Annotated in this window: 20 protein-coding genes; 4 read left to right on the forward strand and 16 right to left on the reverse strand. The window is 50.1% G+C overall.

Translation table 11 applies throughout. From position 1 onward, the window contains the following. Window positions 1-283 precede the first annotated feature (283 nt). Window positions 284-1,216, forward strand: coding sequence for a DUF1559 family PulG-like putative transporter (locus GmarT_RS21890; RefSeq protein ID WP_002645756.1), 933 nt, complete (start codon window positions 284-286; stop codon window positions 1,214-1,216). 360 nt (window positions 1,217-1,576) lie between these two features. On the opposite strand, the gene deoC is transcribed toward GmarT_RS21890, so the two are convergent. From deoC to GmarT_RS21920, 6 genes are all read right to left on the reverse strand, one after another. Further along, window positions 1,577-2,275, reverse strand: coding sequence for a deoxyribose-phosphate aldolase (gene deoC, locus GmarT_RS21895; protein ID WP_002645754.1), 699 nt, complete (start codon window positions 2,273-2,275; stop codon window positions 1,577-1,579). 11 nt (window positions 2,276-2,286) lie between these two features. Then, window positions 2,287-3,204, reverse strand: a complete 918-nt coding sequence (locus GmarT_RS21900) for a sugar phosphate isomerase/epimerase family protein (RefSeq protein WP_002645753.1) — start codon at window positions 3,202-3,204, stop codon at window positions 2,287-2,289. Between the two features lie 183 nt (window positions 3,205-3,387). After that, window positions 3,388-3,780, reverse strand: a complete 393-nt coding sequence (locus GmarT_RS21905) for a hypothetical protein (protein ID WP_002645752.1) — start codon at window positions 3,778-3,780, stop codon at window positions 3,388-3,390. A gap of 579 nt (window positions 3,781-4,359) precedes the next feature. After that, window positions 4,360-5,286 carry a type II secretion system F family protein gene (locus GmarT_RS21910; RefSeq protein WP_002645751.1) on the reverse strand — a complete coding sequence of 309 codons (927 nt, stop codon included), beginning with the start codon at window positions 5,284-5,286 and terminating at the stop codon, window positions 4,360-4,362. A 92-nt stretch (window positions 5,287-5,378) separates the two neighbouring features. After that, window positions 5,379-6,350, reverse strand: coding sequence for a type II secretion system F family protein (locus tag GmarT_RS21915; RefSeq protein WP_002645750.1), 972 nt, complete (start codon window positions 6,348-6,350; stop codon window positions 5,379-5,381). A 61-nt stretch (window positions 6,351-6,411) separates the two neighbouring features. Beyond that, window positions 6,412-7,719: a TadA family conjugal transfer-associated ATPase gene (locus GmarT_RS21920; protein ID WP_044237362.1), complete on the reverse strand. Its 1,308-nt coding sequence runs from the start codon at window positions 7,717-7,719 to the stop codon at window positions 6,412-6,414. 448 nt (window positions 7,720-8,167) lie between these two features. Here GmarT_RS21920 and GmarT_RS21925 point away from each other — a divergent pair, with 448 nt between their 5' ends. Beyond that, entirely contained in the window at window positions 8,168-9,307 is a 1,140-nt protein-coding gene (locus GmarT_RS21925) for a glycosyltransferase (protein ID WP_002645747.1), read from the forward strand. A gap of 42 nt (window positions 9,308-9,349) precedes the next feature. Here the strand turns inward: GmarT_RS21925 and GmarT_RS21930 are convergent, their stop codons facing one another. The 5 genes from GmarT_RS21930 to GmarT_RS21950 form a co-directional block, all read right to left on the reverse strand. Then, complete coding sequence (locus GmarT_RS21930) at window positions 9,350-10,171, reverse strand: DUF3467 domain-containing protein (protein ID WP_002645746.1); 822 nt, start codon at window positions 10,169-10,171, stop codon at window positions 9,350-9,352. Between the two features lie 135 nt (window positions 10,172-10,306). After that, a complete protein-coding gene (ispH, locus tag GmarT_RS21935; RefSeq protein WP_002645745.1) occupies window positions 10,307-11,239 on the reverse strand; it encodes a 4-hydroxy-3-methylbut-2-enyl diphosphate reductase in 933 nt (310 codons plus the stop codon). Between the two features lie 334 nt (window positions 11,240-11,573). Then, window positions 11,574-13,436, reverse strand: a complete 1,863-nt coding sequence (gene glmS / locus GmarT_RS21940) for a glutamine--fructose-6-phosphate transaminase (isomerizing) (RefSeq protein WP_002645744.1) — start codon at window positions 13,434-13,436, stop codon at window positions 11,574-11,576. 290 nt (window positions 13,437-13,726) lie between these two features. Next, complete coding sequence (locus tag GmarT_RS21945; protein ID WP_002645743.1) at window positions 13,727-14,764, reverse strand: hydantoinase/oxoprolinase family protein; 1,038 nt, start codon at window positions 14,762-14,764, stop codon at window positions 13,727-13,729. A gap of 2 nt (window positions 14,765-14,766) precedes the next feature. Continuing rightward, on the reverse strand, window positions 14,767-15,837 hold the full coding sequence (locus GmarT_RS21950) for an ATP-grasp domain-containing protein (RefSeq protein WP_002645742.1): 1,071 nt from the start codon (window positions 15,835-15,837) through the stop codon (window positions 14,767-14,769). 409 nt (window positions 15,838-16,246) lie between these two features. On the opposite strand from GmarT_RS21950, the gene GmarT_RS21955 reads away from it, so the two are divergent. Continuing rightward, window positions 16,247-17,758: a COG1361 family protein gene (locus tag GmarT_RS21955; protein WP_002645740.1), complete on the forward strand. Its 1,512-nt coding sequence runs from the start codon at window positions 16,247-16,249 to the stop codon at window positions 17,756-17,758. Between the two features lie 15 nt (window positions 17,759-17,773). On the opposite strand, the gene GmarT_RS21960 is transcribed toward GmarT_RS21955, so the two are convergent. The 4 genes from GmarT_RS21960 to GmarT_RS21975 form a co-directional block, all read right to left on the reverse strand. Continuing rightward, entirely contained in the window at window positions 17,774-18,676 is a 903-nt protein-coding gene (locus GmarT_RS21960) for a hypothetical protein (RefSeq protein WP_198139406.1), read from the reverse strand. 120 nt (window positions 18,677-18,796) lie between these two features. After that, complete coding sequence (locus GmarT_RS21965) at window positions 18,797-20,098, reverse strand: Gfo/Idh/MocA family protein (protein ID WP_002645738.1); 1,302 nt, start codon at window positions 20,096-20,098, stop codon at window positions 18,797-18,799. 154 nt (window positions 20,099-20,252) lie between these two features. Then, the gene (locus GmarT_RS21970; protein WP_002645737.1) at window positions 20,253-21,158 is read right to left on the reverse strand and encodes a sugar phosphate isomerase/epimerase family protein; all 906 of its coding nucleotides are present in this window, start codon (window positions 21,156-21,158) and stop codon (window positions 20,253-20,255) included. An 84-nt stretch (window positions 21,159-21,242) separates the two neighbouring features. Next, on the reverse strand, window positions 21,243-22,808 hold the full coding sequence (locus tag GmarT_RS21975; protein ID WP_044237282.1) for an SPOR domain-containing protein: 1,566 nt from the start codon (window positions 22,806-22,808) through the stop codon (window positions 21,243-21,245). Window positions 22,809-23,058: 250 nt separating this feature from the next. On the opposite strand from GmarT_RS21975, the gene GmarT_RS21980 reads away from it, so the two are divergent. Continuing rightward, window positions 23,059-23,874 (forward strand): sugar phosphate isomerase/epimerase family protein, encoded by an 816-nt coding sequence (locus GmarT_RS21980; protein ID WP_002645734.1) that lies wholly within the window; start codon window positions 23,059-23,061, stop codon window positions 23,872-23,874. A 35-nt stretch (window positions 23,875-23,909) separates the two neighbouring features. Here the strand turns inward: GmarT_RS21980 and GmarT_RS21985 are convergent, their stop codons facing one another. After that, a complete protein-coding gene (locus GmarT_RS21985; RefSeq protein WP_052301242.1) occupies window positions 23,910-25,367 on the reverse strand; it encodes a pectate lyase in 1,458 nt (485 codons plus the stop codon). Window positions 25,368-25,421: the final 54 nt, after the last annotated feature.

Below are 25,421 nucleotides of genomic sequence, written 5' to 3' on the forward strand. Positions count from 1 at the left end.
AACTGGAAAATATTACAAGCCCCGCTAAGATTCAATAGACCGATTTGTTTCGTAACTCCATGTATTCTCTTCATGCAGTCTCATCAAATCAAATCACTCAGCGGCTTCAAACTTTCTCATTTTCCAGTGCATTCGCACATTTTGAAGCTCTGTTCCTAATTGAACACTGATACCAACTCAACCTGAGTTTTAATACAGAAATTCAAGCGGTGATGCTTTGCGCCTCATCGTCATTATTCCGTTCTACGTTATCCGTTTCATTTTATTATCAGGAGTTCAAGCAATGAAAAAAATGTTGCTCACCAAGAAGCGCGGTTTCACGCTCATCGAATTGCTGGTCGTGATTGCCATCATCGCGATTCTCATTGCATTATTATTGCCAGCCGTTCAACAAGCCCGTGAAGCGGCCCGTCGCTCGCAATGTAAAAACAATCTCAAGCAGATTGGACTCGCCTTGCACAACTATCACGACAACTTCAAGACGTTTCCTCCTGGTGATGTTCGAGACACCTATAGTGGTCTTAATTCATGGTCCACCAGCCAGATCACCTGGATTGGCCGGATTCTCCCGTTCCTCGATCAGGGACCGCTGTATAATCAGATTAACTTTGAGCGGGCTCCTGGCAATGGAGGCTCAAATGCCGACGTCAGAGTTGTGAATTTAACGGTAGTCCGCTGCCCCAGTGACTCTTCACGTCGTCCTAACAACAGTTACGCCCAGACCAGCTATCTGGCTTGCCGTGGTACGGAAACAAGCTCTGGAAATGACAGAACCAATTCGATGTTCAGTATTAATAGCCGCGTCGCAATCCGCGATATCGAAGATGGCACCTCTAACACGATGATGGTTTCGGAAACTTTTGCCAGTGCACCTTTCTGTGATGATCAACCTGCCAGTGGCGTTTGTCCTGCCAGTTGTCTGACAAAAGCACCTTACACGGGTAGTAATCAGCAAGGTTATTCCTGGTTCTATGGAACGCATTACGAGTCTCATTATTACGGGACTGTTTATAATCCGAATAACAAGGACATGCCGGACTGTGGTGCTGGTTCCAGTACAACGTCTGCCCTGCTGGCGGCGCGCAGCAAGCACACGGGTGGTGTCCACGCTCTCATTGCCGATGGTGCAGTAAGATTTGCCTCCGATAACATTGACAATACTATCTGGAGAAATCTGGGGAACCCTCAAGACGGAAACGTACTGGGTGAATGGTAAACCTGCCTTAACTGTGAAATGAAGCAAACCTCGCCACGTAGCTCAGGTGGCGAGGTTTCTGCTTAGCATTTGTTTCATTACTGGATATAGCACTGACTGCGATCGATGTCACTCTTCAGATCACATCGCAGCGACTATCAGCAAAGGTTAAATAATTCGCTATGAATCGATACCTGTTTTCGTTCCTGTTAATGTTCTGTCTGGCTCCTTTTCAGTTCGGTTGTGGTAATGAAGAACCGCCAGCTTCAACTGGAAATGATGAGGACATCCTTAGTGAAACCTCCCCGGAACAGGAAGCTGAAGACATGAAAAAATTACAATAGGCTTGCAGGCAGGAAACGTCCGTTTTGCAACGGCATGTCATATTGAAATCGCGGGAAGTTTCAACCTGGTCCGGCAGGTATCCAGAATAACGCGAGTGGCGCTGGCCCCGACGCGGCTCACTCCCAGATCACGAACTTCAAGAAGCTGATCCAGCGTTCGGATGCCGCCTGCCGCTTTGATCTGCACCCGATCTGGACTGTGTTCCCGCATCAACTTCAAATCATCTAATGTCGCGCCTCCGGTACCATAACCGGTCGAGGTTTTCACCCAGTCCGCCCCCAGGCCCGCACAGATACGACACAGCTCGATCTTCTGATCATTGGTCAGGTAACAGTTCTCAAAAATCACTTTGATTTTCTGGCCTGCCTGGTGCGCAACTCTGGTAATCGCTCCAATTTCGTTCTCGACGTATTTCCAGTCACCGCTGAGTACCCGCGAAAGATTGACGACCATGTCCAGTTCTTCACAACCATCCTCAATCGCCTGTTCTGCTTCTCGCTGTTTCATAATCAGCGTATGTCCGCCATGCGGAAAGCCAATGGTCGTGCTGGGATGGACAGTAGAGTGCTCCAGTATCTCGGCACACCGCTTAAGGTAAAAAGGCATAATACACACACTCGCCACATCATAAGCCAGTGCCAGCTGACAGCCTGCTTCCAGCTCCGGAACCGTCAATATGGGACTCAACAGCGAGTGATCGATCATCTTTGAAATTTTTTTGAACTGGTCTTCCATGAGCTTTACTCTCAACAGGGAATATAATTTCGCAGGTAAGTATGACACTGTCTCAACGCAGCCAGGCACGATTCTGTGGAACCTTCGTAGGCGCGATCTTCCACTTCGACGCACACCGGTCCCTGATAACCAATTTCATTCAGTTGTGAAAAAAAACTGCCCCAGTCAACCTGGCCCAGCCCCGGTAACTTGGGGGTATGATATTCCAGGGGACAGGCCATAATTCCCACCTGGTTCAGCCGATGCTGATCGACGCGGACATCTTTTGCATGCACATGGAAGATCCGATCGGCAAAGTCACGAATGGGAGCCACATAATCCATCTGCATCCACACCAGATGGGAAGGATCATAATTCAGACCGAAATACTCGCTTGGAATATCCGCATACATCCGCCGCCAGATGGCAGGTGTGCAGGCCAGGTTTTTCCCGCCCGGCCATTCATCCTGGGTAAATGACATGGGACAGTTTTCGATTCCAACGCGCACCTGCTGCTGTTCGGCATGTTGAATTATCTCAGGCCAGGTTTGCAGAAAACGAGGCCAGTTCTCATCGACCGACTTTTTCCAGTCTCGCCCGATGAAAGTATTCATGCGATTGATTCCCAGTTTTTCCGAGGCGGTAATCACCTTTTGAATATGCTCCACATACTTACCGGCTACTTCCAGATCGGGACAGAGAGGATTCGGATAATAGCCCAGCGCACTGATCTCGATTCCGAATTCGTCGGAGAGCTGTGAAATCGTCTCGACATCCGAATCGGTAAACTGCTCTGCAGAAATATGTGTAATTCCTGCATAGCGACGGGAATCGTTTCCCTCAGGCCAGCACATGACTTCAACACAGTCATAGCCAATCTCTGCAGCCGCCTGAAATACCCCGCGCAGATCATAATCTGGTAAAATAGCCGTCACAAAACCCAGTTGCATTCTCTGTTTCTCCCTGCTGCTCCTGTGATATGTCATTTCGGAAGTTTCCTGCTCCGAGACTGATATCATAAGCAACTAAGGAGAACAGGTCTACAACCGGAAACAGAAACGGCCAGGCCTGTTGCGACTGGAACGGGACGGGTGGAAGGTTTCATGGCTGAATCAAGCGAACAGCAGGCGAGCTTACCAGATCTCTTTCAGGTTGAATTCGTAAGCCTGCATACGACGTCCCGCTTCGAATTCTTCCGGGGCTTCCGCCAAAACGCGGACCCAGACGCGCTCGCCTTCATACATCCCTTCGATGGAGATATGACAACCCAACTGATCATCATAGTCGACGGGCAATGCCTGCCAGTATAAAGACTCGACTTCCTCAAATATTTCACCCAGTTTGAGGATATTGAAGCAGAACTTGGAAGGTGCCAGTACACCATCCCATTCACCACCGACAATCTCAGTACTGGAAGCAAATAATGTCACTTCCCACTCGTTGCGACTGCCGTTGTGGAAAAAATGACATCCGATCGGCGAAAGCATATCGACATCGTACATCAGAGATGCCACTTGATTTGCCATTGTTTTCAGCCATGAAGGTGGGGCAGGCATCTGAAGTATTCAATCTAGTAACTGGTCTGGAAGTTGGGAGAATCATTTTAACTGCGCTGTAAATCAATTGACACAGGAACTAAGACAATGCCAGATCATGCGAATTTTACACGACTATCTGCTTCCCGGTATCAGTGCAACTGATTTCTAATTGATTGAGGTGCCTTGCCCGTGGCTGCATCAGAGTCAGCCTGTATTTCATTCTGCAAGACGGCAATCAAGCGAAGATTCAATAGTGAGTGATTACGGCTAAAGACGTACAGAAACACTTTCGAATATCCGATTCCCCAACCAATGACGCAAAAAAAGTGCCAAATTGAGTCAGCTAACCGGATTAGTGATTTATACTGATTTGAGAATCAATATTATTTCAATATAGGGCAGCTTTAGTTCTGAATGTGTTTTATCTCACAAGAGATTTATCAAGTAAATAAGCAGTAAACCCGACACGTGAGATAGTGTGTAAAAAAAATAAACACCTTTGATTTACAGAATGTTCAAAGGTGTTTACGTTTTGATGTTTTCAGGAAACAGTTCTGAAGATGCAGTTCAACTTGTCAGCAGGCCATTGATCATCATAATCGCGGCGGGCCCGACCAGGACCACAAAGATACCCGGAAAAATAAACAATACCAGCGGAAAGATCATCTTAACGGCAGTCATCGCAGCCTGCTCTTCGGCCAGTTGACTTCGTTTCACTCGCATACTGTCCGACTGCACGCGTAAAGCCTGGGCAATCGACGAACCGAATTTGTCGGCCTGGATCAGAATCGCCGCCAAAGCCCGCATATCATCGACCCCACTGCGAATCCCCAGATCATGCAGCACTTCCCTGCGGGGGCGCCCCATCTGTAACTGCAGATTACACAAGGCAAACTCACTGCACACATCAGGTGCGGTTTCTTCCAGTTCCTCAGAAACCCGTCGCATCGCAGCGTCCAGTCCCAGCCCCGCCTCCACACATACCACCAGCAGGTCCAGCGCATCGGGCAGAGACAGAAAAATGCGTTCGACACGCCCTTTAATCAACAGACGCAACGCAATCTCCGGGAGATAAAAGCCGATCCCCCCGGCAATCACCAGCGAAGTCCAGCCATTTTGAGTCATCCCAAAGTTATAAAAACCGTAACCCGAGCCCAGCACCACCCCCAGGAGACCTAATGCGACTTTTAACGAGAGAAAGATCGAAGGAGCCGCTTCTGAATTATAACCGGCGTTCGCCAGTCGCACTTTTAACTGATTTTCTTCCAGTTCTGATTTTGGTGTTAATGCCTTCGAAAGCGCAGGAGCCGCTTTTTCAAATAACGAACTGGCGGAATTCGCATCCTCGGGATTATTTCGCAGATGGGGATTCCGTAATTCATCCAGCCGCGCATTGGCACGTGAATGATCGAAATTCAGTTTGTTGATCAGGGCAATCACACCCACAATCACCATTCCGAAAATAGCCCATGGTAATAATTGAACAAAATCCATGTTTAAATCTCCAGCATTCAACGAAGCAAAACAGTATTCACATTATTTCAGAAATCAATTTACGAGGTACATCCCGAGGTATCTCTGCCTGGTCAGATTTTGATGTTGACAATCTTCTTAATCCACAATGCACCCAGTACCTGCAGGACGATACCACCGGCAATCATTTTTCGTCCCAGTTCATCTGTAAACAGGAGCATCACATAATCAGGGTTCAGGTAATACACAGCAAAGAACAACGCGATAGGCAAAGCCATCAGCACAACTCCACTGATACGACCTTCCCCGGTCAAAGCCTGGACCTGACCCATAATCTTAAAGCGCTGCCTGATGATGTAACCGATTTTGTCCAGAATTTCAGCCAGGTCTCCCCCGGCCTGTCTCTGGATGACAACGGCTGTTACGAAAAATTTCAAATCCAGGTTTGGCATTCGCGTGAGCATGTTTTTCAATGCTTCTCCAATGGGAATCCCCAGATTCTGTTCTTCATAAGCTAATGCGAATTCCGTTGAAATCGGTGGCGGCATTTCCTGAACCACAACACTGAGCCCGGAGGAAAGGCTGTGCCCGGAACGTAACGCACGCCCTACCAGTTCCAGTGCATCAGGTAACTGTTGACCAAATTTTTTGAATCGCCGGTTGCGACGGAACAGCAGCCACATAAACGGTAATACCCCGGTGCCCAATGCAGCCACAGGGCAAAAAGGACCAGGTGCATTCGTAAACCAGGCAGCAGCAAAACCCATTGAACCGGTAACAGCGGTCATTAATAGAAATGTATCTGCTTTAAAAGGCGCTTCTGCCTGTTCCAGCAGCAACTTGATATTTCCAAACTTATCAAATAAGTGTGCGACCTGATCAGACAGGCTGTTTAAGCCTCCCTTCACAAATTCTTCTTTGAGTAACGAGGCTGATTCTTCCGACGATTTCTTTTTACCGGTTATGACAGCCAGTCGATCTTCTGCCTTGCTGGACGAAAAATCCTTGATGACAAAGATGACGGCTCCTGCAAAAGCCATCATTCCCAGAAATGCAGCGATGGAGATGATAAGTGTCTGATCCATCTCGGATTACCTTTATCGTTTGAAAAGTCGTGTTTTAAGTCTTATCGAAACAGAATTGATATCAGCCCTGTAATACGCGATTGGCAAACAGATTCCCTGGCAGTCGAATTCCGGCAGCCTCCAGTCGATCCATGAAAGCAGGTCGTACACCGGTCGCTTCAAAATGACCATAGGCTCTGCCGTCCGCGTCAATACCATCCTGTACGAACAGAAATATATCCTGCATAATCACGGTGTCCTGCTCCATGTTCAGCACCTCTGTCACGTGGGTTACCTTTCGCGGCCCCCCCTGCAGACGGTTAACCTGAATGATCAGATCCACTGCGGAAGCAAACTGTTGCCTTAATGCTTTGAGAGGCAGTTCCACTCCGCCCATCGTAATCATGGTCTCCAGACGGGAAACAGCATCACGAGGAGAGTTGGCGTGAATCGTCGTTAATGAACCTTCGTGACCGGTATTCATTGCCTGCAACATGTCCAGCGATTCGCCGCCACGACATTCCCCGATGATGATCCGGTCCGGTCGCATACGCAATGCGTTTTTCACCAGGTCCGTTGCGGATATCGCACCACGGCCTTCGATATTGGGAGGCCGGGTTTCCAGGCGTAAAATATGTTCCTGTTGCAATTGAAGTTCCGCCGCGTCTTCAATCGTAATCACGCGATGGTCACTCTGGATAAATCCGGATAATGTATTTAACAGTGTCGTTTTACCGGAACCGGTACCACCACTGATGATCGTATTGATTCGCGCTTTAATCGCACCTTCCAGCAGCATGGCGATTTCCGGTGTGAACGCACCAAACCGCAGCAGATCTTCCAGCCCCAGTGGATTCGATCCGAATTTACGAATCGTTAATGACGGGCCATCCAGAGCCAGCGGAGGGATGACGGCGTTTAAACGCGAGCCATCAGGCAGGCGGGCGTCGACCAGCGGAGACGTTTCATCGACGCGTCGTCCCACTTTGGAGACGATCCGGTCCAGGATCTGCAGCAGATGCTGATTATCGCGGAATACGACACTGGACCGTTCAATCCGACCGTTCTTTTCCACGAAGACATGCTTGGGACCGTTGATCATGATGTCCGCGATATCCTGATCTTTAAGCAGCAGTTCGAGTGGCCCGAAACCAAAAGTCTCGTCCAGAATCTCTTCGATCAACCGCTCCCGTTCAGAACGGTTTAACAGTGGATTTTCGGTATCGCACAAGTGCTCGATGACCAGTCGAATTTCGCGACGCAGTGAATCACCTTCCAGATCACCCACGCGTGACAGGTCCAGTTTCTCAACCAGTTTGCCATGAATCAGTCGTTTCAGATCATCAAATGCCATATTAGAATCGGCGTGCGAAAAGCCTGTAGCTGCCATCTTATTCAAAACTCCTTGAAGTTGTGTCTTTAATTTAAAAACCAGAATGTTCTGTCCGACTTCGACATCCGTAATCACACCAGCGGTTCAGGCAGGTGTGACAGGGTTTTCAGCTTAAATTTAGTTCATAAAATGACAGCAAGTCGCCTGAAGAATAAAATGATGCAAAAAAGCAGCATCTCTGCATCAGCCAAAAGCGGACATGCATAACGGTTCTGTCGATGATGTCCGGTTTAAGCTCTATGACGGTCAATCCGGTTGATCTCATCGCAAACATGATGGAGAATGAGATTGCAGGATTCATCGGCTTTTCCTCCCTGTGAGGTGGCTTTTCATCAGTGTAAGAGCTGAAAATCAGATTCACCCTGCATACTGTCTGCCGCTCACTGAAAACCAGCAGCAAACATCTCCAGCCGCATTACCGCTACAATCCTGAAAAGTAAAAACATTGCTGCAATTATCAATTATTGTTCCTACTTATTGCGAAGCTGAAAATCTGACGGTCCTCATCCCGCGCGTAAACCGCGTTCTCACTGAAGCCGAACTGGATGCGGAAATCATTGTAGTCGATGACGACAGCCCGGATGAGACGATACAGGTGTGTGAGAAACTGGCCGAAAACTGTCCCCTGCGGCTGATTACCCGCAAAAATGAGCGAGGACTCTCGACTGCTGTGATTGCAGGACTGAATGCTGCCTCGGGCGGTATCCTGCTGGTCATGGATGCAGACCTCTCCCATCCTCCTGAAAAAATACCCGAACTGGTTTCCGCGCTCAATCAGCGGCAGGCGGATTTTGTGATTGGCAGTCGCTATGTCGAGGGAGGCACAACCGACCAGAGCTGGGGCTGGTTCAGAAAGTGGAATTCCCGGGTGGCCACCTGGTTATCCCGTCCTTTCACCAGTGCTCGAGACCCCCTGGCCGGTTTCTTCGCGATCAAGAGGCAAACTTACCTGAAGGCTCACCAGATCCTGAATCCCGTCGGGTATAAAATCGGGTTGGAACTCATCGTCAAATGCCGCTGTCGAAACGTGGTTGAAATTCCGATTGAATTTACAGATCGAGTCGCAGGCTCGAGTAAACTTTCATTCAAAGAGCAACTGCGTTATCTGAAACATCTCAAACGACTGTTTGATTTCAAATATCAGAACTATGCCTATTTCACGCAATTCGCACTGATTGGGCTGACGGGTGTCTTCGTGAATCTGCAGATGCTCGCCCTGCTCTCAAACTGGATGATATCCCCGATCGCAGTGGCATTGGCAATCTGGACCTCCATGAGTACCAACTTCCTGCTCAACCGGAACATCACCTTCTCATACGCCAGACATAAACCGTTCCTGAAACAGTACCTGAGCTATTGTGGCAGTTGCCTGACCGGGGCCGTCTTTAACTGGCTGACGACAATGGTCCTGAGCCGGTCCTTCCAGTTCTTTGAGAAGCGGATCCTGCTGGCGGCATTCATTGGAATTCTGGTCGGCATGGGCTTCAATTTTCTGCTCTGCCGCTATCTGGTTTTCTCCAAACACAAACCAGAAGCAGAGACAGATACAGCAGCGACCGATAAAGAACTCAGGCGCACAGAGTAAATACTCCCGTTTCGCAAGAGATGCTTTCCAGACCGGTCCCTGTCAGTCGGGCAGGTCATCCTGCTGTGGAGGCTGACGTTTCTGCTGCTGGGCGACTTTTCTCTGAAACTGCTCAAAGGAATGCGTCAGCGAATCCAGCAGGCGGGGAATATTCGGTGCTGCCAGATGGACGCGGGCAGACACGCAGGAACGGGGAAAAAACGTTGTGATGAAATCGAACGAAAATTCTGTTGCCGAGTGTCCAATCCGTACCGCATTCGCATACGTGCCGGACAGCATTTCATCGGGCAGTTTCAATTCATCATACAGTTCTTCCGCTGACGGCGGTTTCTGGGCAGATTGTACCGGGCTGATTTTGGTTTCCGATGTCTCTTCATTACCGGACTCCGGGGTTCTCGTTTCTCCGACCACTCCTGCCCCGCCAGCAGCGGCCCCCGATACTGAATCGGCTGTCGGGGAAACAGACTGCTCCGTTTCAGGAGTTTCGATACCTGCCCCGACGTTGATGGATTCAGAGGATCCAGTAACCGCGGGAGGCAATGGAGTCGGGATGACAGGAGTCCCAAACCGATTTTCATAGTTTGTGAGATTATCGCGGAGTGCGCGTATCATCTGCGGAACGACTCCAATCGGGAGCACGACCCGTGCGACGACCTGCTGCGGCGTGGAAATCCGCAACAGAAAATCAAGGATGAATTCATGGCCTCCCTGAAGCACAACAGCGCCCGTACTGAAAACGCCGCGTGAGACGCCTTCCGGTACCCGGGCACTGACCTGGGAATGCCTGATTTCCTGCGTATGGCGTTCCGGATTGAATTCGGAAGAATCATCATTATTGTCTGCTGGCGTCGGATTATCACTCATGGCTACTGTTTCATTCTTTCAGGTTGCTTGACGGTCTCGCGACTCAAAGATCTTGGTTGACAATAATCATAGCAGGTTCCGGACGACACTCAGCAAACCAGACAGAGCATTTTGATCATTTCATGCGATCTGATACTACGTCTGAATAGCCCGTAATTCTTTGGGCAGGGGAAATCGAACTGACTCCTTGCGGACAATCGCATTTTCGACTTCCGCCTGGTAGTTATCTTCCAGAAATTGAATCAGTTCCTGCACGACGACTTCGGGGGCACTGGCGCCCGCTGTGATCAGAATGGTTTCTGCCTGGTCGAACCATTCCGGTAAGACCTCTTCCACCCCGTCGATCAGAAAGGCGGGCTTGCCGGCCGTCTTACCAATTTCCATTAAGCGTTTGCTGTTAGAGCTGTTCTGACTGCCAAGGACAAGTACCAGGTCGACTCGAGAGACCAGTTCAGAGACCGCCTCCTGTCGATTTGTGGTGGCATAACAGATATCTTCCTTCGGTGGACTTTCAATGGCAGGATATTTTTCCTTGAGGCTGCGAATCACGCGGCCCGCTTCTTCTACACTTAAAGTGGTCTGAGTCAGAAAAGCCAGTCGCGCCCCTTCAGGAAATTCCAGGGCGGCCACTTCTTCCGGAGTTTCGATCAACGTTATGCTTTCCGGAGCTTCCCCCATCGTACCGATGACTTCGTCATGCCCTTCATGGCCAATCAAAATGATATGATACCCGGCGTCGGCATATTTGATGGCTTCGGTATGTACCTTGGTCACCAGCGGACAAGTTGCATCAATCGTGCGAATATTTCGTTCTCGCGCCTGGTTACGAATCACCGGGGACACCCCATGAGCACTGAAGACCAGAATGGAATTTTCCGGTACTTCACTGACTGCTTCGACAAAGGTGACCCCCTGGTTCGTAAAACGATTCACGACATATTTATTATGTACGATCTCATGATAGACATACACATTACTGCCAAAAATGCGAATGACTTCTTCAAGACACTCGATTGCCATATTCACACCCGCACAGAAACCGCGGGGATTCGCCAGAATTACTTTCATTGTTTTTGTTCCAGTAGCACAGAAATGCAATTTCTTATTTCTGTTGAGGGGCGTCGTATCCCATTCCCCTGAAAAGGTGCAGGGGTAATGTCCCGTCTGCAATGATTTGAAGCGTCAAATCCGTCAGAAGTAATCTCTCTGACGGTCTCAGCTACTATTCTATGCTGATCATCAGGCGAAACCAGATCCGGGAAGTTGATTTTTCCCACTTTCAACAAAGGAAAACCAGTTTTCAGCTTATTTCGGGCGATAAACTGATCGATTCATCAACAGTCGCCAGACAGACACGCGCAGCGACACACACTGGTGGAACCAGATCAAGAGGTCGTCGGTCTTATTCGACTGTCACACTTTTTGCCAGATTCCGTGGCCGGTCGACATTGCAGCCGCGCAAAACCGCAATATGGTACGAAAGCAGCTGCAATGGAATCGCCGTGACAAGAGGCTGAAGAAAATCGTCGACGTCGGGAACATAAATCACATCGTCGGCAATATCCGCAATCTTATCATCCCCTTCGCAGGCGATGGCGATGACGGGGCCTTTACGTGCTTTGACCTCTTCCAGATTGCTCATAACTTTGGGATAAATCTGTCCGCGGGGCACCACAAACACACTGGGAGTGGCTTCATCCACCAGGGCAATTGGACCATGCTTCATTTCAGCAGCCGGGTATCCCTCGGCATGAATGTAGCTGATCTCTTTGAGCTTCAACGCCCCTTCCAGAGCACCGGGAAAATTATACAGGCGTCCCAGATAAAGAAAGTTATTAAAGTTGCAGTACTTCAACGCAATGTCTTTCACCTGCTCATTGCATTCCAGGCACTTACGGATCTGGTCGGGAACTTTATGAATGGCATCGATGATTCTGCGCCCCGCCGGATACGACAAGTGACGCATCCGTCCCAGAAACAGTGCTAACTGGATTAAGACCATGACCTGAGAAGTGAAAGCTTTTGTCGATGCCACTCCTACTTCCTGTCCGGCGTGCAGATAAATCCCGCCATCCGCTTCACGGGCGATCGTCGATCCGACCACATTACAGATCGCCAGTGTTGGATGGCCTTTTCGTTTGCATTCGCGCATCGCTGCCAGTGTGTCCGCAGTTTCACCACTTTGAGTAATCGCGAAAATCATGGTACTGTTTGAGATCGGGGGATTGCGATAGCGTAATTCACTCGCATACTCCACCTCCGTCGGAATCCGGGCAAACTCTTCCAGCAGATATTCACCCACCAGTCCGGAATGCCAGCTGGTTCCACATGCTGTCAGCACGACGCGATCAATTTTTCGCAGTTGTTGTGCACTCAGATTCAAACCACCAAATTTGGCAGTCGCTTCATCTTCATCCAGGCGACCACGCATGGCGTTTTCCAGAGCCTGGGGCTGCTCGAATATTTCCTTCAGCATATAATGTTCAAATTCACCCAGTTCCGCTTCGACACTCACCTGATCCAGGGTCTGAATCGAAAGCTTCTGCTGACCTTCATCACGGTGAAAGATTTCGATTTCATCGCGTGTGATCACAGCCATTTCATGATCAGCAAGGTAAATCACTTCGTCGGTATACCCCGCCAGCGGGGTGGCATCACTGGCGATAAAATGTTCGCCTTTGCCGACACCTAACACCAGCGGACTCCCCAGTCGTGCAGCGATCATCACGTCGGGCAGATCCCGAAACATCACAACCAGGCCATAAGTTCCCTTGAGTTTCGTCAGGGTGATTTCTACCGCTTTCAGATAGGTGGCCAACTCTTCCGGGTCAGAACCAAATTTAATTTGTTCTTCGAGATGATGTGACAGCAGATGCGCCACTGACTCGGTATCAGTCGTTGTACGAAAAACGTATCCCAATCCCTGCAGTTGCTTTCGCAGCGAAGTATAGTTTTCGATCACTCCATTATGGACGATGACAACATCAGCGTTTCCCCCCACATGGGGATGCGAGTTCTGATCGTTGGTTTCGCCATGCGTCGCCCAGCGTGTGTGTCCTATGCCTGCCGTACCGGAAACCGGATTCGACTTGTAGAGGGACGCCATCTCCATGACACGTCCTTTTTTCTTGCGAATCTGGATCGCATCACCATCGTGGACTGCCACCCCGGCACTGTCATAGCCACGATATTCCAGTTTCTGCAGCCCCTTGATCAAAATGGGTCCGGCCTGTCGATGACCGATATATCCGACTATACCACACATGTTTCGCGCTCCATCGCTGGATGAGGGTAAAAATATATTTTGAGTGCTCAGCGCAATTCCCCATCATTCTGGTAGCCTGTCATCCTTGTTCAAGTTACCAGAACTTAGAAATGAAAGGGGGAAGCTCGTGAGTCTTGATTTTGTCTGTTGGGAACAGTTTCAAGTGCGGGAAGATACCACAAGATTCGAAAATAAGTCAACTACGATTCCGTATGAATCGTTTGGACACATACTCATTAAACTACTGTAAATTATAAACTTATATAAACTTACAGTCAGGATTCTTAATCTCACCCGTTATCCCCGCGGGAGATCTGAACCCGTTCTGCTGCCAGTCGCGCGACGGCAAAAGCACAGGCAGCGTCTGATATGGATCGATCAAATATCTCAGCAACATTCGTGATCATTGCCTGAGCAAGTTGCGGATGGGAGCGAGCGATTTTTTCTGCAAGGAACACGGAACTGCCACTGATTAAAACCGTCTGGGGATGTTCATCCATACGGCTCAGGACCTGATTGAGTGCCTCGGTAATCTGTGCCTGCTGTCGTGCAACCAGCCAGCCTGCCATCTCGATCGCTTCTGTTTCGCTCAGTTCATTGATGTCACAACAGACAGAACGGGCAATTCGGGCAAATGCATTCGCCCGTGTCGCAGGTCTGCCGTCCGCCGTATCGACATCTTCGGGAGATTCGGGCACTTCTTCCAGCAGCAGATAGAGATCTGCCGTCGTCGCAAAAGATTCCGCCGCCAGGGGACAGTCCTGTCCCCGTAATGGTACACGTTTCTCCAGCATCGCCAGTGGGGTCCGACGACCACCGGTATAAACCAGTTCTCCTGACAGTAATCGTTCGACATCCGTTAATCCCTCGGAAACCGGTAATCCGTTTTTGAGTGGAATCAGATCGGTTGTCGTTGAGCCGATATCGATCAACAGGCCATGCTGATCGGGAATCATCCGTCCCAGCCAGGTTGCCAGCGCATGCCAGTTGGCGGCAGCCGCCAATAGAGGAAATTCCCGTGCGATCTCTGTGGGCAGAAATTCGGCTCCGGTCTGCCAGACCAGCACGGGCACACCGGGTACAGCCTGTTCGACGGCGGTCAGAATATGATCCACCCCGTCTGCTTTGGTTGAAAAGCAGTCTGCCAGTTCCCCAGTCATCGTCACCGCAACCAGATCGGGACGCTGGAACGAGGTCAATAACTCCTGTAATGCTGACTGTAGTAATTCGGGAGTTTTCCAGAGTTCAAACGACATCGACCGGGCGGCACCATCGCTGTCTGCCGCCTTGAGGTTCGCACCGCCGATATCCAGGCCAATGACATACATGTTCAGTTTCTCGATTCAGATTGTGGTAACAGTGTAGAACTTCCATCTGGTTGAAACCGAATCATTTCTCCCTGCTTCCATTTAATGTCGGGGAAATCGGTATCCGGATCGATGAGTCGGGCTGCCAGATTATCAAACGTCAGCCTGCGATAACCAGTGTAACTGGTCGTCAGTCTCGGATTGATTTCCACCAGCACGGGTTCGTGCGGCGCGTCTTCTGGTAAGAGAATATCAAAGCCCACATATCCCGCAAGTCCCGGCAGTAAATCACAGACACGATTCAGTAAATCAGAAATGGCCGGGAGCACACGGGCATCGACGTCCGCGGGAATGGTTCCTCCCTGATACCGAAAGCCCTGCTTCCAGCTGATCTGCTGCTCCCCCACCGGAAAAAATTCCCGTCCCCCTGCTCTGATCAGTGCCACGGTCGAAAGGGCTTTTCCTGGCAGTAAAGGTTGCATCAGAAACTGTTCCTCGGATGATCTCAGTTGATTCCTTCGTTTCTGCAAACAGTCATCATTTTGAAACGTTTCTAATCCCAGACCTCCTGCGCCGAAACGATGTTTGATCAGACAGGGAAACGAAACCGCAGACCGAAGCAACTCACCTGAAAACTGCCAGGTTGGAATCGTGGGGATTGAGGATTCCTGCATCAATTCAAACAATCGCCACTTATCGGCTGTTAACTGAATTGCTTTGAGAGCAGAGCCGGCGACTGTCGCGCCACAATCCAAAGCCAGCTGCGTTCGACTGGACAGCAGATCCTCGAACTCGGGTGCGATGACCATCACACAATCGGCTAAGCGACAGGCTGTTTTAAAGTTCTCACGTTCCTGCTGTGATGTGGCGGCGCGGAAGATTTGCAACCGTCCGGTTTGGAGCGCTTCCACTATGAGCGGTGATTTCAGAGAGAGCGTCTGCTGCAGGACTGTCATCACGCGAAAGTGAGGAAGCGCAAGCAGATCAGTCATGACCGCTTCCAGCATTGCGGTTCCCTCTTTGAGTAAACCGGATTCTGCATCGGTAAGGTCCCAGGCACCACTACAGAGATATTCAGACACAAAGATGTTCAAAGCCGATCCTTGCCACGTTTTGTTACTGAAACAGGCTGCGTTGACTTCGCCTGTCGGTATTAAATTCAGTACCGCCTGTATTTTTCATACAACACTTCAAGCAGGTTCAGTCTAGAAACTCCACTATGCTTTGTTAATTGCCCTGACGAATCATCTCAAGTTTTTCAGACTGTTTTTCATAAGCTTCCTGCCATGCCCCTCCTGTACGGATTCTGCCGAATGGAACGCACTTAATACTGTTAGAATTCATAGAGTCACCATAATCGAGATAATGCAGATAAACACGTGTTTTCCAGCTGGATTCGCGCAATTACTATTCTCAATTTCCTGCAAATCTCTCCCTGTTACACTCAAGTTTTCGTGATAAACTTTCAGTGTATAGTTTTGTTTTAACCAACGGGGATTATTCATGCCGGGTAGCAGAATTCGACCCTCATCAGGAGTCATATCATTCCTGCTGCTGCTGTTGACACTCTCGACAGCAGCCTGCTCAGCCCTTGCGCCCAGTCAACGCTCCTCCTGGAAACTGACTGATCCGCCCCCTCTGGACCCCCAGAATCAGCCATTGAACGGTCCCGTTCCGCAGGCATCTCCCCAGTCACGTGAAACGCAACGTGTCAATCCTTTAAGTCAGCCACGAACAAATCCCCAGACGATTCCGCAAAGACAGCCGACTTCGCCCCAACCCAAAGAAGATCTGTTTGCCGTACCGGAATCGCTCAAACAGAATCAGCCTCCTCAACCGCGAGACCTGCCTGAGCAGGTGATGCCGCGTCCCCAGTTGAATGTACCCGATATCCAAAGCAGATCGAAGCCGGAACCTTTATCAAAACAGCCATCAGGCCCCATGATGACTGCACCTGCGACCGCTGGACCGCTGGAGATGACGGTGGACGTCATTCCCAAACGCCAGCTGGGAAGTGGCGCCACATTCTATCTGATCATCAAAAATGCGAGTGATCGCTCCGTCAGAAATGTTCTGCTGGAATGTGAGTTTGATGCCGCCCTGATGTTCCCGGGTCGCCGCGAAAAGAAAATCGGACAGCGTCTGGGCACACTGCAGCCCGGCGAATCAAAAGAGATTTCTCTGACACTCTTCAGTGATGTTCTAGGCAGTCACTGTTGTCGTTTCCGGGCATTGGCTGACGGAGATGAACTGGTCTGGAAATCGGTCTGTGTGGAATATGAAAAGAAGCAACTGGATCTGTCTGTGGTTGGCCCCTCTTCCCGCAGCATCGGCAGCCGGGCAGAATACAACCTGAAACTTTCCAATGTGGCAGACGTCGATCTGAATAACATCCAGGTGGCAGTCACATACGATTCGGCCCTGATCCCTCGCGAAGCATCCATCGGTTCCACCAGGGAATCCGATCGGTTGACATGGACCCTGGATACGATTCGTGTTGGTGAAGGGGTGCAGCTGCAGGTGGAATTCGAATGCGAAGTTGCCGCCGAGCATGCCTGCATGCGAGTCAACGTGACCAGCCCGGACCTGCCCAACGAACAGGTTTCGGCCTGTCTCAAAGTCACCCCTGCACAAGGCGTGCTGGATGTGCAGGTCCGCGACACCAAAGATCCGATTGCCCGCGGCGAAGAGACGGTTTACGAAGTCAGCATCGAAAATCGAGGGCTGCAGCCGGCTAAAGACATCGTCCTTCAGGCAAAAATCCCGCGTATGTTTCGCGTCGTGTCTGTCGAAGCGCACCAGGGAAACCAGAAGCTCAATCTCAGGCCGGAAGTCAATCAGGATATCCTGCGTGTCTCTCCGGTACGTGAACTTCCTGCCGATGCCTTTCTAAAATACACGATTCTGGTCAAAGCGATTGGCTCGGGTGACGGCGAATTTAATGTCACGATTTCCGGTGCGGATGCGGAAAAGCTGGAAACCCAGGTAACCGAAATCACAACGGTAAACCGTTAATCAGCACCGCTACCCTTATTTCTGTTTTACCTGCTCAGGAAAATCGCGTTCGTAGCGTTTCACCAGTGCCTCCATGTCGGCGGGAACGATATAGATTTTCCCGCGAATGGTTTTTTTCTCTCCCGGTTGCAGTCCGCCCAGACGAAAATCAGCGTGCAGACAGCGAATCACGCCCTGAAACAGTTCCTGATACGGTTCGAACGCAGTGGCGAAGATCCACTCTCCATCGCCGCTGTAACAGCCGATCAGGCCATTACTGGGAACTTCACTGTTTAACGGACGGGGATTCACATCGGTGCGAGGCACATTCTGCGGACACCAGACCTGACCGGGTACATAACGTGCTTTTGTAGCCCAGTTGCGGGTCGGCATGAAGGCTGGCTTGCCATCCAGAAAGACAAATGATTTTTTGATGTAGGCATATTTATCATCTGTCGTGGAGGCGCCCAGGCCGGCAAATTCACCTACACGGATACAGGGTTGTGCCCAATGGACTTCAGACCGTCGATCGGTCGGATTGTGGGCCACCAGTTGAAAGTCGATCTCATCCCCCTGCGCGGTAATTGTATGCTGCACCGTTACACCATCGGCTACCGTGCATTTCAGTTTCAGAACGGTCTGGTCTTTGTTCAGGGAGAGCGTCTGTGTTTCGTGTTTGACCACCGTATGCTTTCCCCAGTCGGCATCAGTCGAATTCGCGCGACAGTAAGCTTCCAGATAATTGATGGGGATCTTTCCCCCCGGAATATGATCGCCGTGAATATACAGCATGTTTTTTTCACGCGAGAGCGTCAGACGCGGTTTCGCTTGTGTCTGGCTGGCTGATTTTTCATTACCCCGGCACGTGGCAGCGGCATCATACAGGCAGGTCCCTGCCACAACTCCCAGCAGTAAAAGCGAATTCGCGAGCGAATTCATCACTTCCTCCGGTTTCATTTTCAATTTGTAAAACTGATCCTTTTGATATCACGGTAGAAAAACAACCGAAGTGCGAATCACACTCCGGTTGTTGAATCAAATTCGATTTGTCGACTCTGTTCATACGAAGGGAGTCACACCGGGTGTCGCCACTTTGGGTTCGGGCAGCGACATGGTCATGTCGTATTTCTCGGGAGAAAGATCTTCTTTGGAATTCATGGCTTCTTCCCAAGTGAGCGTCTTGCCCGTATAGGCAGACATACGGGCGATAATTCCCATCATGGAACTGTTCGCCATGTACTCGCCATTATTGATCACTTCACCATTTCTGAGGGCTTTGTACATCTCATTATGTTCCAGCTGATGCATGTTGGTGCGACGACGAGCGCCTTTCCAGGGATTCTTACCTTCGATCTGGTATTTCATCAGCGTGGCAGTCCCCTCGGTCCCTGACACGGTATCCACAAACATGGAACTGCAGCCCAGTTGATGACGGGTGGACGCGACAAACTTCGCCCCGTTGGCATACTCGTACACCGTACTGAAGTGATCAAATATTTGTCCGTAATCTTCACCGGTTCGGGTCTGACGTCCGCCTGTGCTGTAGCAGCGGACAGGATATTCTCCCATGACCCAGGACTGCTTATCCAGCTCATGCACGAACTGTTCGGTATTGAAGTCACCCGACAACCAGGTGTAGTAATACCAGTTTCGCATCTGGTATTCCATGTCTGACCATTCCGGCTTGCGTTTCACCATTTTGGCAACTCCGCCCAGATAGCGGGTGCTGTGCATGGCGATGATATCACCAATGCCACCATTATGAATTTTATCGACCATCTCCTGCATCCCCGTCTCATACCGCCAGCAGAGACCGGAAACGATCGTGAGGTTTTTCTTTTTCGCTTCAGCAGTTGTTTTCAGTACAGAGCGAATCCCGGGTGCATCCACGGCGACCGGTTTTTCACAGAACACATGCTTGCCGGCATCGATACATGCCTGCAGATGCTGTGGACGGAAATGAGGAGGTGTTGCCAGAATAACCAGATCCACATCAGAATCAATCAGTTTCTGAAAGGCATCAAAACCGACAAATTTATGGTCCGCGTCGACTTTGATGCGATCCTGAACTTCCGTTTTTTTCAGGTTCTGATAACTCTGCTCCAGCTGATCGCCAAATGCATCCGCCAGTGCGACCAGTTCGACATTCGAATCCGCCCGCAGGGTCTGTGCTGCCGCTCCTGTTCCACGACCGCCACAACCAACCAGTCCGACTTTAATCAATTCGGTACTGGCAGCAAAAGCACCAGAAGTTAATGCCGGATTTACAACCAGCCCCGTTGTTGCCAGCGTGGTCAGAGACTGTTTCATAAATTTACGGCGACTCTGGTTCGGCTGTTGTTCAGATGCTTTTTCGGACATGGAAAAACCTTTCATTCAGATGGTAGACAGGGTTCTTAATCTGTATCTACTACGCAAATAATTGTTGAAGAGCTAACTACAGGCAGGATTAATATGAGGACGGTCATCTGACAGCATGGCTACTAAATGACCTTAATTTATTATCAACTCTGTCTCAGGCAAGATCAAGTGCACGATCCATGCGTTCCGAAATATCCTGCAATCTCTGGCGATCCCCTCCTTTGACTTCCGCTGTCGCCCAGCCTTGTGTGTAACCTATGTCTGCCAGGGCTTTACGCACTTCAGACCAGTTGCAGTCCCCTTCCGTAATCTCAACCTGAAAACCTTTCCAGAGTCCTTCGTCGACCTGTTTCTTGCGACTGTATTCCTTGATATCCAGTTTGACAATCCGGGGGCCCAGGATGCGAATCCACTGTTCGGGCCAGCCGAACCGAACGACATTTCCAACATCGAAATACACGCCTGCCGCGGGACTCTCCAGTTCATCAATGAAACGCGCCATCTCCAGCGGACTTAACAGAAAATTGTTCCAGACATTTTCCACCAGCAGTTTTATGCCCTGCTGCTCGGCATAAGGCAGATGCTTTCTCAGCTTGGCCTGCTGCTGTTGATACACCACATCATACGGATGGCTGTTATCCACGCGGCCGGCGACGACCAGCACACTCGTACCGCCGTAATATTTTGCCTGATCGATGGAATCTTTCAGTTCGTCGCGACTGCTGTTCAGAAACCCGTGAACCTGCACTCCCGTTTCATCAATGGCCCGTCGCACTTCTTTGGGATCCACCTTGGAACGATAATGAATTTCCGTCCCGTCAAAGCCGAGATCCTTCAGCATTTTGAATTTATCGAGCACTGAAACGGGTTCCGTAATCATCTGATACTTCACCGCTTTTTTGATACCCGGTTTTGGTTTTACCGGCGCAGTCTCAGCAGCAAGCGAGACACCTGTTTGCGTCATAGTTCCTGCCAGCAGTGCGGCGGTAGACTGTTTCAGAAACAATCTACGGGATGCCTGATGTGATAATGCCAGGTTTTCCAGATTCTGATTTAACATACTGCCGCTCCTCTGTATCGGATTAAAGCTGATGATCACGCATCAACAAAGAATATCGGTTCTGTCTGCAACGTACCAATCCGTTTATCTGTCCGAATCATCTCCAGTGGTCGGCTTTGACTTTCGCTGCAGTGTGACTTCTACTTCCCCCCTGTTATCCGCCAGTGAATTCCAGGCATCGTTCAAGCGAAAATAAACGGTACCGCTCACGGGAGCCATCCAGCTGGCATGGGCACCAAGCGGGTATTCTTTTAAGATCGAATTGGGATGGGTCAGCTTCATATCCGGATCCGGTTGAATCATCATGATCAACCGCCCCAATGGCTGTCCTTTGAAATACTGAAAACTGATTCCGTCCGCAGTACTCTCCCACGGCTTTGGTTTCTGAGCCAGCGTAAATCGCCCCGTAGCACTGACTTCATATACAATTCCCTGCTCGACATGAATTCCACTTGACTGCCAGCCTTTTTGACTGTTTACCACTGCCGTCGCGCTGCTATCAGGCCGCAAAGATTCACCTGAAGCAAACGTCACTGCCGCATTCTGGAAATCGTAGCCCGGTTGCAGATTGCGGGCGAACAGCATCCAGTCATCATTCACTTTGGCATAATCATCGCCCAGCATTTCCTGAATTTTTTTAGAGAACCCGTCTCCATGCATATGCTGAGCCAGTTCGCGAAATGGGCTTCCATAGACAGGATGCTTATCAAAAAACTGACATAAGGCCCAGGACCAGGCATATTCTTCATTGTTATATAAAAAGTTTGCCGGATGAAACTGCATGATCTCCTGAATCGACCTGGGGGGAGCCTGTTCCACTGCATCTTCAATCAGAGTGATTCGTCCCAGGCCACCAAAATCATTTTTATTATGAGGCATCACATTTAAGTGAATCTTACCGTCTGCGTCCGTGGTATGGGTTGCCATTGACTCTGCAATGCCCTCCAGATACCAGACCGGAGCACCAATGTCCCCCATGATCATGCTATAGCAATGCGTGTATTCATGCAGCATCAGATGTTTGAGGTAATAAGGCTGACTCTGTGCGTCCATCCAGAACTGAGCCCCCTGATGCCGACCGTTCACAATTGCCGGAAGTGAATCCAGAATCACCCCCGCTTCCCTGAACAGGGCCCGGTTCTGCATGATGTAACCGGTGACCTGAAATTCCGTTCCTTCACGATCGGGAGGCAGCGGACCAAAATAGTCGGCCAGCGAAGCATAAGCCTGATCGATCACCGCCGGTAGCGTGACTGCAATTTTGGGATCAATATCTGTGTACAGTTTCAGCCGCGGAGATTCGTAACATTTAATCCCCAAAAGTTCCAGTCGCTGATTATTATGGACGGGCCTCTGATCACTGGGGCGGTAGATCGTCTGATCCGGTTTCGAAGCTTCGGGAGCGGCCGTGGATGACGTGGCCGGAGTTTTTTCAGGCTGAGGCGTATTTTGCCTGACGTTCTGTGGCGGAACAGTTTTTTCACTTCCCGCTGTTTCGACGGGAGCATCAGCGACAATCACCACGGATTCTTCAGCTGCTTGCGGCGATTTTTTTTCAGAGCTACACGCGGCGAGCAGACAGAAACAGATTGCCAGTGAAAAAGATACAGGGCCTCTGAGACAGTCCAGGTTGGGAGCAAGTCTATTCATATCATCTACAGTGTTCAGTTTATGTACTGGATTTGAATCAACGCTGATCGACCTGACTATTGTGACTGATTGAGCGGCTGGAGTCGAGGAACCTTTCGGGTGAGTGCCTGAGTTGATCAATTCGATCAATTATTGCAGAATGATCAGATCAGTTGCTGATGGCAGAAACAGTAGCCGTATCTTATTCTTACGTAAGATCAGTGCCGAATGCTGAATCATTTCTTCGTTTTTGTTTTAGAGGATCCGCTCTATGAGTGCTTTTCGTTACAGCCTGAATGCCAGTACAATCCGTACCACTCCTCTGCTTGAAAAAATCAGCGTGACGGCGGAAGCCGGCTACGAAGGCATTGAGCTGTGGTTTGATGAAATCGAAGCATATCTGGAGGCAGGAGGAACACTGGAGACAATTTCTGCGGCAATTCAGAAATCCGGCCTGGCCATTCCCACCATGATCATGCTGCGAGACTGGTGGTCCGCATCAGAAGAAGAGTACCCGACTGTGTTTGAGATCTGTCTGAAACGCATCAAAATCGCTGCCGAACTGGGGGCGGAATATGTCATCGCCTGTCCGCATCGTGAAGTCCCCGATTATGATCTGGGCGGCAAACGCTATCGGGAACTGCTTGAAGCCGGCATTGAAGCAGGGGCCAAACCGGCAGTCGAATTCCTGGGCTTCGTCGAAGCCGTCACAAAAATCGAAGACGCACTGCAGGTCGTCGAGAAATCGGCACATCCCCAGGCGACGTTAGTCCTCGATCCGTTTCATGTCTTCCGCGGCGGAGGCAGCATGGAAACGATCGCGCAGCTGAAACCAGCTCAGATCGCGATTTCCCATTTCAACGACGCCGTCGATACGATTCCCCGCGAACAGCAGATGGATCCGGATCGTGTGCTTCCTGGCGACGGGCACCTCGACCTGACCCGCTATTGCCGGCTCTTAAAACAGATTGGTTACAACAGCTGGCTTTCACTGGAACTGTTTCGCGACGACCTCTGGCAGCAGGACCCGCTCAGTGTTGCCCGGCTCGGCCTGGAACGTATGCGGTCGATTGCAGAAAATGCCTGATCTGTCTTGCTACTCTATTTCACGATACGACTTGATTAGTCCTTTTGTTTTGCAGCGACAAAATCAGCCAAAGTGTTCAGATTCCGGATGAAGACACGGGTATCAATCGTGCGCAAATTTTCTTTGCCCGATGCATTAAGATCGCCCTGTTTCAACCAGGCACCTTCGGAGTTCAGGGACTCGATGGCAGATTTCGCCTTCGCTGTCAACGAAGGAGTCAAACGGACCCGATGTGTGGGAAACCGCATGGAAGCCAGTTTCTCAGGTGAATCATCCAGCAGTCTACGATAACGACCCTCCAGAGAATCGACACCGGATTTAATAATGAAGCCGTAATGTGTGGGGAGGTCATTGTCGTTGTAGGTCAACTGATACTTTTTCGTAAAGTACAGGGGACGATTGGTTTTCAACTCATAAAACCGGGCCAGCTTTCCATCAGGCAGTTCCGACTTTTTTAAATACGCCAGGGCAGGTGGAATCGGTTTCAGATATTTTTTATCACCAGAATAAATATAGATCTGCATCAGCGTTTTGATAATGCCTTGCGACTCGCCACCGGTCACGGCAGGGGGTTCGAACTTGCGAGCCCAGGCTGGTTGCATCTGGCTGTTATACTGCTGTGCCCAGGCTGGCTGTGGTTCGGGCATTTGGGCCAGAATGATGAAGTCTCCCGCTTTCAATGCAGCCTGCTGATAGCGCTCATCCTGATACACGTGATGTGCCAGAAACATCACGTCTACCAGATCTTCAATCAGATTGTCGTTAAAGGTGTAGTAATTGAGATACTTTTTCTTAGGAAACTCGCGCGGCCAGCTTTCCGGATAATTCGCTTTGATCACAGGATACTCTTGGGGATCGGGTGGACTGTCAAAGCGTTGCGGCCAGCCTCCATTGGGATACTGGGCTTTCAGTAATGCGTTTAATGCATACATGGCTGCTTCGTGAATTGATTGATCCTGAAACTTCAGTTCCTGATCCATCAGAATCAGGAACTGTAATGCGGCCTGAGTCGTATTATCATCCAGTGTGGTTGTATTGCGTGCCTTGGGACCGCCGCCATTCACACGATACTGATAAGATTTGCGATCTTCATAATCGATGTAGTAATTCCAGCCACCCGATTTCAGTTGTCCGTTGACCAGAGCATAGGCGGCAGATTTCGCTGCTTTCAGTAAATAAGGCTCACCGGTTTTCTGATAAGCTCTCAGATACGCTTCGCCCACACTGGGGGTTCCCGGAGGCTGAACCCAGACACGCGAAGCAGGCGCCTGATTTTCCCCTTCCCGTTCTTTGAGATCCTGACTGTACAGCCAGAGATAACCGCCTTCGGTGGAAACCTGGCTGGTAAAATAATTCGTTGCCTTCTGCATGGCCTGTCGCGCCGCTGCGTCCGTCACATCGGCACCGGGAAGATCATCGGCGATGACACAGAAGAAAACAAAGCTGATACAGAACAAAAAACACATTCTCATCAAGGGGCGCGTTTCCGACATGAGCCACAGATCCTTTTCGCAATAGTTGTATGACAGGCAACAGAGAATCATCGT

The sequence above is a fragment of the Gimesia maris genome, assembly GCF_008298035.1.
Classification (GTDB): Bacteria; Planctomycetota; Planctomycetia; order Planctomycetales; family Planctomycetaceae; genus Gimesia; species Gimesia maris.